General features: G+C 62.0%; 11 protein-coding genes and 1 pseudogene. 1 reads left to right on the top strand and 11 read right to left on the bottom strand.

The window, feature by feature from the left end; genetic code table 11:
* Positions 1-363: response regulator (locus tag JFT80_RS14320; RefSeq protein WP_122838548.1), on the top strand; the 363-nt coding region annotated here is incomplete at its 5' end.
* Positions 364-412: 49 nt separating this feature from the next.
* On the opposite strand, the gene JFT80_RS14315 is transcribed toward JFT80_RS14320, so the two are convergent.
* From JFT80_RS14315 to JFT80_RS14265, 11 genes and pseudogenes are all read right to left on the bottom strand, one after another.
* Positions 413-712 carry a DUF4189 domain-containing protein gene (locus JFT80_RS14315; protein WP_122838549.1) on the bottom strand — a complete coding sequence of 100 codons (300 nt, stop codon included), beginning with the start codon at positions 710-712 and terminating at the stop codon, positions 413-415.
* Between the two features lie 204 nt (positions 713-916).
* Positions 917-1,306, bottom strand: coding sequence for a YkvA family protein (locus tag JFT80_RS14310; RefSeq protein WP_201148288.1), 390 nt, complete (start codon positions 1,304-1,306; stop codon positions 917-919).
* Positions 1,307-1,316: 10 nt separating this feature from the next.
* Entirely contained in the window at positions 1,317-2,144 is an 828-nt protein-coding gene (locus JFT80_RS14305; RefSeq protein WP_201148287.1) for an ABC transporter substrate-binding protein, read from the bottom strand.
* Complete coding sequence (locus JFT80_RS14300) at positions 2,105-2,455, bottom strand: hypothetical protein (protein WP_201148286.1); 351 nt, start codon at positions 2,453-2,455, stop codon at positions 2,105-2,107. The genes JFT80_RS14305 and JFT80_RS14300 overlap by 40 nt, the downstream gene beginning before the upstream one ends.
* An 88-nt stretch (positions 2,456-2,543) precedes the next feature.
* Entirely contained in the window at positions 2,544-3,227 is a 684-nt protein-coding gene (locus JFT80_RS14295) for an ABC transporter ATP-binding protein (protein WP_307833096.1), read from the bottom strand.
* Positions 3,224-4,260 (bottom strand): annotated as a pseudogene (locus JFT80_RS14290) (FecCD family ABC transporter permease). The gene JFT80_RS14295 and the pseudogene JFT80_RS14290 overlap by 4 nt, the downstream one beginning before the upstream one ends.
* A gap of 17 nt (positions 4,261-4,277) precedes the next feature.
* A complete protein-coding gene (locus JFT80_RS14285) occupies positions 4,278-5,807 on the bottom strand; it encodes a TonB-dependent siderophore receptor (RefSeq protein ID WP_242482943.1) in 1,530 nt (509 codons plus the stop codon).
* Complete coding sequence (locus JFT80_RS14280) at positions 5,750-6,637, bottom strand: STN domain-containing protein (RefSeq protein ID WP_201148285.1); 888 nt, start codon at positions 6,635-6,637, stop codon at positions 5,750-5,752. Before JFT80_RS14280 ends, JFT80_RS14285 begins: the two co-directional genes overlap by 58 nt.
* A 103-nt stretch (positions 6,638-6,740) precedes the next feature.
* Positions 6,741-7,700: a FecR family protein gene (locus JFT80_RS14275; protein ID WP_201148284.1), complete on the bottom strand. Its 960-nt coding sequence runs from the start codon at positions 7,698-7,700 to the stop codon at positions 6,741-6,743.
* Positions 7,693-8,226, bottom strand: coding sequence for an RNA polymerase sigma factor (locus JFT80_RS14270; RefSeq protein WP_122838556.1), 534 nt, complete (start codon positions 8,224-8,226; stop codon positions 7,693-7,695). The genes JFT80_RS14275 and JFT80_RS14270 overlap by 8 nt, the downstream gene beginning before the upstream one ends.
* A gap of 180 nt (positions 8,227-8,406) precedes the next feature.
* A complete protein-coding gene (locus tag JFT80_RS14265; RefSeq protein ID WP_201148283.1) occupies positions 8,407-9,348 on the bottom strand; it encodes a DMT family transporter in 942 nt (313 codons plus the stop codon).
* Positions 9,349-9,545 lie beyond the last annotated feature (197 nt).

Here is a 9,545-nt window from a genome sequence, read left to right as displayed (position 1 = left end):
ATGACCACCATCCTGGTCGTCGACGACGAGTACTTGATCGCTGATATCCTCGGCTACGCGCTGGAGGATGAGGGGTTCATGGTGGTAAAGGCCAGCAATGGCCAAAAAGGACTTGAGGTGCTGGAGCGCGAGCGTCCTTCGCTGGTCATCACCGACTTCATGATGCCGGTGATGGACGGTCTCGAATTCGCCAAGGCGATTCGGGCACTGCCGGTGGCCAGTCAATTGCCGATCATCCTGATCAGCGGTGCCCAGGCCCACATCGGCATGCAGCGCTCGGACCTGTTCGATGCGGTGCTGGAAAAGCCGTTCAACATTGACCTGGTGATCGCCAAGGCGCGGGAGCTGCTGGCGTTGAGCTGACCGGCCTGGCAAACCTGCCATCACCGCCAGTCTGTTTGCCCCTTCTGGATCAATTGCGGCACTCCGACAACACCACCTTGCAGGTCCTGGGCGTGCCGCCTGATCGTCCGGCATAACGAATGCAGTTGTTCAGCGACTTCTGCCGGGCGATGCTCAGGGTAGCCCCCCACGCCAGGCCGCCTTCGCCGGCGGTGGGCAAGGCTTTGGCATAGCAACTGGAACCGACGTTCGAAGCCGTGTAGCGAGCTGTTGTGGTTCTGCCGGAACAACCAGCAGTCAGCGCCAGGTTAATGGCGAGCAGGGAGGGTATGACCCAGGTTGAGCAGGGATGCGCTGTTTTGGCGGTCATTCCCGTGTCCCCTGTAGCGACGTGATGGTGACCTGTTTAGCGTAGTCGGTTTATCAGGCTGTTCGCCGGGTTCCTGCCTCGGGTAGCTGACGAAGTCCGATTGCGCAGCAGTAGTCATGTCCGCCTGCGTTGAATGCCTTTAAATGCCTGGCAGCTAAAGTGAAAGGTTGATGAAGAATATTCATCAATGAGGTCAGGGTGAAACTACTCGATGAGTGACCAGGCGTATGCGGCCAATAACAGCCAGACCATCGCGATGGCCCCGGTCATAGCCCAGCGGCCTTTTAAGTCGATACGCTGCCCCGCCATGGCCTGCGCCTGGGGGCGACAGCGTTGCAGAACATCTGCGGGAATCATCCGCAACGCCAGGGCAATGCCCAAGGGCAGCAGAATCACATCATCCAGAAATCCCAATACCGGAATGAAGTCCGGTATCAGGTCGATGGGGCTCAGGGCGTAAGCCACGGTCATCAGCGCAACGGTCGTGGCACCCCAGGGCGTGTCAGGCTGACGGCAACATAGCCAGAGCAGGATCAGTTGCGTCTTGAGCATCCTGGCCCAGGATCTCAGGCGTTTCACGGTGTTGGCGATCATTGGATTTTTGTCATCCGGCTTTGCTGGGCAGGTTTTTGAAACAGACTTGTTGATGGAAGATGAAAGGCAGGTCGGGCAGCGTGGTGAAGTTGTGGATCAGGCGGCGGTATTCAGCGTCCGGGTCCAGATCGGCAAAGGCTGCCGGCCAGAACATTTTCGCCAGCCACTGCGCCCCGACGATGTTGAACACGCTGTTGTAGAACTGGTGACTGAGCCCCTGCACGCACTGATCCGGGGACTGCACGATGGCGCTGAACCCCGGGCGCGCCATCAGCTGCTGCATCTGGCGGTTGATCTGCGCGGAATCCGCCCCGTAGCCGAATGGTATTGCGCCGATGCCGTTGCGCGTGCGCTGGGTACCGGTCATCAGGTACACATCGGGTTTGCTCAAAATCAAGGTTTCAAGCGCGACGTCCCCCGATTCGCTGTGCATATAGTGCGAGCCCAGATTGAGTGCGCCGAGACGCTCGCTCAACAGGCCCCAGCCACTTTGTCCCTGGGTATGGCAACAACCGCCTCCACCTGCTTGCCCGGCCCGCGCCTCGACGAACACCCTGAGAGCGGACAGCCCTTGAGTTCGCTGTTGCAGGCGGGAAAGCTGAAGCCGGTAGTGATCGAGATAGGCCTGTGCACGCTCTTCTCGCCCCAGCACCTGGCCCAGAAGTTCGATACTGCGCGGGACATTCGTCAAGGGATCAAGCTCGCTGTCGACGTAGATCAGCGCGATGCCCAGGCGTTGCAGCACGCTCTCCAGCACGGTGTTTTCTATGGTGGCCCGGGCCCCCAGGCGGGCGATGATCAAGTCCGGGTGCGTGCGCAGCAGTGTTTCGATGTCCAACTGCCCGCTTTGCGGAAGTCCAGCGCCTGCACGTTACGCGCCTCGGGCCAGCGTTGCCTGATCACGTTCCACAGGCCGGGGTCGGAGCTGGCCAGGTTATTGTCCCATGCGACCAGACGCTTGAGCGGGTGTTCGCGTTCCAGCAGGGCCAGGGCGAGCAGGTCGTTGCTGTCTTGCAGCACTATGCGTTGCGGCGCATGGGGCAGGGTGACGCTGCGCCCGGCCAGGTCAGTGACCACCCGCGGATAGTCAGCCGCCTGAGCCCAGGCGCCCAGCAGCAACAGCAACCAGAGCACATGGCGCATCAGCATGACCCGTCCACATGAATCTGAACCCGGCCATGGCTGCAGTGCTCGACGCGTGCCTGCACCCGGTAGACCTGCTCCAGCATTGTCGGGGTCAGCGTCTGCGCGGGGTGCCCGCCGAGTGCAGCCGACCCTGTTGCAAGACCATGATGCGATCGGCCCAGCGCGCGGCCAGACCGAGGTCATGCAGCACCACCACGACGATTCGCCCCTGATCGGCCAACTGGCGAACGGTGCCCATGACATCGTTCTGATAACGCAGGTCCAGTGCACTGGTCGGCTCGTCCAATAGCAACAGACTCGGCTCGCGGATCACCGCTTGGGCGAGGCTGACCATCTGTTTTTGCCCGCCGGAAAGGCTGTCCAGCGGCTGGAGTGCCAGTGGCAGGATGCCCAGTTGCTCAAGCACCGCAAACGCCTTCGCTTGCAGGGCTTGGGCATTGCCGCGCAAGCCCAGGGCATCGGCACCTCGAAGTGCACCCAGCAGGGTTTCCAGCACGCTCAACTCGATACCGGCAGGCAGCGTCTGGGGCATGAAACCCAGCACGGCAGCGCGCTCGCGTCGATGACAATTGAGCAGGTCGAGAGTCCCCAGGCGTACCTCGCCGCTGGCCTTCAACAACCCCGCGAGACTGCGCAGCAGCGTCGACTTGCCGGCGCCATTGGGTCCCACGAGCGCGACGATCTGCCCGGGCTCGATGTCCGGCAGGTCGATTGCGTGCAATACCGCTCGTCCTTTGTAGCCTACGTTCAACCGGCTGACTTGCAAGGCACTCATGAGCGACCTCGTTTGAGTATCAGGCTCATGAACAGCGGCACGCCGACGATGGCGGTAACAATGCCGATGGGCAACACCACGCCCGGTATAAGCTGTTTGCTGACAATGGCTGACAGCGACATGATCAGTGCACCGGTCAGGGCACTGGCGGGCAGGAAAAGCGGTGGTCTTCACCGATCAGCAGGCGCGCAATGTGCGGGCCGACCAGGCCGATGAAGCCGATGGTACCGACGAATGCCACTGCGGTGGCCGCCAGCAGGCTGATTCGCAGCAGTGCGCCCAGGCGCAGACGCGGGACGTTGATGCCCAGGGTTTCGGCGCGCTCATCTCCCAGGCGCAGGGTGGTCATCTGCCATGCCGCGCGCAGGCTGAACGGGATGACCAGCAGTACCACCAGGCCGAGGGTTTGCACCGCTGGCCAGCTGGCACGGCTCAGGCTGCCCATGCTCCAGAACACCAGTTGCTGGAGCGCATCGGCGGAGGCCAGGTACTGCAGCAGTGCAACCATCGCGTTGAAGCTGAACACCAGGGCGATTCCGAACAGTACCAGTGACTGCACGCCCCCGGTCATGCTGGCCACCGCCTGCAACAGCAGCACAGAAGCGAACGCGAAGACGAAAGCATTGGCGGTGATTAACCAGCTCGGCGGCACGCCGGGAACACCAAGATCCAGCACAATGGCCAGCGCTGCCCCGAGTGAGGCCGCCGACGACACGCCCAAGGTAAAAGGGCTGGCCAACGGGTTATTGAGGATGGTCTGCATTTCCGCCCCGGCCAGTGACAACGCCACGCCCACCAACACCGCCATCAAGGCAAACGGCAGGCGCAGTTCGCGGACGATCACCTGGGTGTCGGCGCTGACCTGCACCGGGTCGAAAATCGCCAACAACACATCCGCCGCGGCGAATCGCGTACTGCCCAGGGTGATGTCGGTTAGCAAGCTGGCCAGCAGGGCCAGCGCCAGCGCGGCGCAGATCCACAGGCGTTTGCGCAGGGTCTTGCGGTAAGCCATGGCCAGGGAATGCGCGGTCATCGTGGCCCCTGAATGGCTCAAAATTTTACGCTCACAGCCGCGATGGCCGACGCGGGCGCACCGGCGTAGTTACCGTCGGTGCCCGCCACGACTTCAATGTATTTGCGGTCGGTGAGGTTGCGCCCGTTAAGCGAGATGCGCACGTTTTCGTTGATGTCGTAGAACACGGTGGCGTCGATCCGCGCATAGCCGCTCACGTCGTAACTGTTATCGATGTCGCCCTGACGCTCGCCGACCGCGATCACCCCGGCACCGAAGCCCAGGCCTCGCATTGGGCCTTCCTGCAACTGATAACTGGACCAGATCGAACCGCTCATGATCGGTACGCCATCGAGCCGATTGCCGACATCGATGGCAGTGTCCTTGGTCACCTTGGCGTCGAGTGCGCTGATGTTGCCGATGATTTCCCAGCCTTCCAGTGGCGTGCCGGTGACGTCCAGTTCGATGCCGCGGACCTTCTGCTCACCCGTCTGTAACGAGTAGTTGTCGTCGGACGGGTCGGGAGCAGCAACGTTCTCACGGGTGATTTCGAATACCGAGAGGGTGGCGCTGAGGCGATCCGGGATCACATCGACTTTGGCACCTACCTCGTATTGTGTGCCTTCTTCCGGGTCCAGCACGCTGCCATTGCGCTGGATATTGCTCTGGGGCGTGAACGAGGTGCTGTAGCTGGCGTACAGCGCCAGCCAGTCCGTGGGCTGATAGACCAGGCCCAGGCGCGGCGAAACCTTGGACGGGTCGATATTGGTCCGGGTGACCTCGTAGGACGCGTCGGTGGCGCTGTTACGCTGACGAGTGTCGTCGTAACGGGCGCCGACGATCAGCTTCCACTGTTCGCTCAGGTCGATCTGGTCTTGCAGGTACAAGCTGTACGACTCGACCTTGTAGTCAGTCTCTTCGTTGAAGGCGAAGGCGCCCGGCAGCGCACCATAGACCGGATTGAAAATATCGATGGAGGCCAGCGATGCACGATCGCTGGCAACGTTACGCTTGCCGTCGATGTATTCGAAACCGGCCAGTACGGTGTGCTTAAGGCCCCCGGTGGCGAATCGCGCGATGGCTTCAAATTGCATGTCCAGGGTCTTGATTCGCTCATCACCGTCGGTGGCGCGGCGCGACAACGTTCTGCCGTCGGCGCCAAGGGTGCGCAGGTCGACCACGTATCGATCCTTGTGCGACTGGTCCCAGCGGGTCATCTGGCGCAGGGTCAGCCAATCGTTGACGTCGTGCTCGGCGCGGAACCACACCGACGCCTTTTGGGCCTTGTCCCGCGACCAGGGCTCGTGCAGGTAACGGTCGGCATTCATGCTGATCTTGCCGTTTTGCGGAATCAGCCCACGGTCGAAGGGGCTGGTCTGGTCGATGTACTCGGCACCGGCGTCGACCCGTGTCGAGTCGGTGGGTTCCCAGCGCAACGTGGGCGCGACATAGGTGCGTTTGCTGTCGCGGAACGTATCGCGAAAGCCACGGTCGGTCTGGGTCGCCACGGTCATGCGGCCCGCGAGGGTCCCGGCTTCATCCAGCGGGCCGCTGGCGTTGGCCTCCAGACGGTAGAAATCATAGGTGCCGGCCTGCGCCTTGACCTCGGCCTCGGGGTAAAGCTGGGCTGGCGCGTCACCAGATTGATCAGGCCGCCAGGGTTGCCACGGCCGTACAGCACCGACGCAGGACCTTTGAGCACTTCGATGCGCTCGACGTTGGCCAGGTCTCGCAGCGCTTCGGGGCGCGAGACCAGCGGGTTGATCAACATGCCATCGACGGCATAGGTGGTGGCCTTGAAACCACGGATCACGAAGCTTTCAGAGGAGCCGCCGTGGGTGTTACCGCGTTGCACGCTACTGACGTTGGTCAGGGCATCACCCAGGTTGTTGATCTGCTGATCGTCAAGCACCTGGCGCGACACCACCTGAATCGACTGGGGGATGTCACGCAGTGCCGTGTCGGTCTTGGTGCCGGTGGCGCTGCGGGTGGCGCGATAGCCGTCTACCGGTCCGTCCGCGCGCTCGACAAAGGCGTTGGCGGTGATGGTCGAGGGCGCAAGATTCAGGGCGCCGCTGTCCGGTTGCGGGAACAGCAACAAGGTGCGGTCGTCGGTCACCGTCCAGCCCACCCCTGACTGGCTCAACAACTGCGCCAGGGCCTGGCGCTCATTCAGCTCGCCGTTCACCGCCGGCGCCATCTTGCCCTGGGCAAGCGCGGCGTCGAAGCTCAGCTGCAGATGATTCTGCCGGGCGAACTGCGCCAGCGCCGAGGCCAGCGGTTGCGCGACGATGGCGTAGTGGGCGATGCGCTCATTTTGCGCAGGATCGGACGCCCAGCAGCTCATCGCAAGCATGCTCAGCAGGGCCAGGGGCGGGAGAGCAGGGAGACGCGACATCGATACGATCCTTCATACGTCTGATTTACATTTGAGAAAAATTCTCAAACTGACCATGAAAGACGTGGTGCTTGCGGATTTTTTCCACGGTTGGTGAAAAAAGTTAAAAATTTCCGAGCGTGTGCACCCAAGGGGTCATTTGCCGGCTGTCCACGCCCAGAGATTGCGCCAGGGCTTTCAAGGCGCGGGGCGGATCGTTCAGGTCGTAGACGCCGGTGATGCGGCGAGCCTTGAGGGTTGGGTCGGTAATGACAATCCACCCCGAGGTATAGCGCTGAAGGTGATCGACGATGTCCGCCACGCGCTGGTTCTCGATGAACAGCGAGCCGCCGCGCCATGCTGCCACTTGTGTCGGCGCCAGGCTGGAGCGTTCCACCTTGCCTGACGGCCAGCTGAACTTCAGGCGTTGGCCCGGCAGCAGGCGTTCGCTGAGGGCGGCCTGGATATTTTCGGCCTGGACCTGCCCGTGCTCCAGCGCTACCTCGGCAGTGTCCTGACGCAGGTCCAGATCGAACGCGGTGCCCAGCACCCGTACCGACAGTTGTCCAGCGCGGGCGATGAAGGGGTGCTGCGGGTCGGGCGCCACCTGAAAGTACGCCTGACCCTTGAGCAACTCCACCTGGCGCCCATCGTCATCGAGCACCTTCAACGCACTTTGTGGGCTGAGCACGACCGTTGAGCCGTCGGCCAGCTGTACGGTGCGAACTTGCGCGACTCCCGTCTGGTAGTCGGCGCGCAGGGCCAGCGTTGCCTCAGGGGCCATCATGACGGCGATCGTCGCCACGCACGCAGCGGCTGTCAGCCGTGGCCAGAGACGACGTGAGCGACGGGAGGGTTGCGGCACAGACTGCGGCTTGTGTACTGACCGCCGCGAGTCCTGGGCCGAAGGTACGGCCGGCAACTCGCCGAGTGCGCCCCAGAGTTTTTCCATCGTTTGCCAGGCCGCGCGATGCGCAGCGCTTTCCGCCAGCCATTGTTCGAAGGCCGCGCGCGACTGCGGCTCTTCCTGGAGGCGAATCTGCCAGTCGGCAGCCTGCTCCAATACGTCTTGATCCTTACTCAAGGTTCGCACCATTGCCGTCGTCCTGATGGTCCATCACCCGAGCCAGGGCCAGCAGGGCTTCGCGCAGCAGTCGGTGGGCAGTGGTCAGGGAAACCCCCAGCTGGCCGGCAATCTCGGCGAGGGTAAAACCGCCGAAGCGATGCAGTTCCAGTGCCTTTCGGCTATTGTCGGGCAGCGCTTGCAAGGCGTCCGACAAACGCTCCAGTGTCATGCTGTGCTGGCAGATTTCGGCGGGGTCGTTGGCCGTGGTAGGCAACAGCCAGAGCGGTGGCGACGCCGCGTGATCGTGCTCGCGACTGCGCGAGCGTTTGAGGTCCAGGGCCAGGTTGCGCACGATTCGGTAGAGGTAGGCCACGGGTTGTTCGACGGCCGGACGCGTCTGGGCTTTTGCCGGACTGAAACGAATCCAGGCTTCCTGGACAATGTCCTCGGCCTGAATCCGATCGCCAGTGATCTTTGCCGCATAACCGACCAGCTCCCGGCGAATGGACAGGAACATGTGCAGGTGCGCGGATGAATCGGACATGGTGGGTGGCTCGAATTGGGTGAAGCATTCCTGGCAGGACGCGCAGTTTAGAGCTGAGTGATAAGGATTATCAATACGATATGTTGATTCGCTCGCACAACCCTCGAAAATGTATCTCGCCTGTCTTCATATTGGCCAGAATTGGGTTTTACGGGATAGAAGCGCTACCGGCATTTGATGTTATCTCTGAGAGGCTGATTGTCGATAAGTCAGCAAAACGATGCCGGTGACCACAATCACCCCTCCCAGCACCTGCCCCGCGCTGAGCATTTGATCCAGCACAATCCAGCCCATCAGCAGCGTCGCCAACGGTTCGATGTTCATGACCGGCGCATTGCGTGGCATGTTCAGTCGCGGCACTGAAATGAACAGCACGATAAAGCCGGTGCCATACAGCACCACCAGGGTGGCGAGGGCCAGCCATCCGGTCGAGGTGGCGGGCAGGTTCAGTCCGCCTGGCAGGGCGCCAGTCAGGCCCGCCAGATTGACGCTGCTGAAGACGATAAAAATGGTCAACAGGCTGCGCACCGAACCACGTACCTGCGCCAATTTGTGGTCGGTGATCCACAGCGCGCAGGCGAATACGCTGGCGGCGCAGAACGCGAGTGCGACGCCCAGGAGCCATTCCGGGCTGACGTCAGTGGTAGTCGAAAGGCGCCCGGGGACGTCGAGCACAAACACCAGCCCCACCAGAATCAAACCCATCAACATAGCGGTGCGCGCGGTCGGTCTCGGGCCGCCCATTGCCCAGGTAAGCAACGCCAGCAAGATGGGGAACACGTTGGCCACCAGCAGTGCCAGCGCCACCGGCACCCGCGCGACAGCCGAGTACAGACACAGGCTCTGCGCGGTAATCAGGAGGCCCAACAACAATTGCCAGCGCCAGGCACCTGCCGGCAGACGCAGACTCTGTTTTTGCCACAGCACCAGGATGGCGAGTACCAGCAAGGTCCCGCCAGAACGCAGCAAAATCGCCAGCAATACACCCGCGCCGTCATCGAAAGCGACCCGTGCCGCCACATGGTTGCCGGCGAACGCACAGCCCATGCACAACAGAATGATCACGGCGAGGTGGCGGGGGAAAGGCGCCGGTAGGGTTTGGGCAAGGGCAGGGCGGGGCATGGCAAATCTCGAAGGGTGACAGGCCAACTCGGGATGGCTCGTGGGTTTTTATTATGTTGTCGTACAACCTCTTCGATTTGTACCGTATTCAGCCAGGCCGGGCAAGAGGGTTTTTGAGCGATGAAGGCTTTGGGATTGGGCTTGGTGGCATTCTTCTAGTGCTTCGACAAAGCTGTAGAGGTCGTATGACTTCGTCA

It is taken from the genome of Pseudomonas sp. TH10 (assembly GCF_016651255.1).
Classification (GTDB): domain Bacteria; phylum Pseudomonadota; class Gammaproteobacteria; order Pseudomonadales; family Pseudomonadaceae; genus Aquipseudomonas.
Note: the sequence above shows the minus strand (reverse complement) of the source record. Positions and strands in the feature narration are given on the sequence as shown.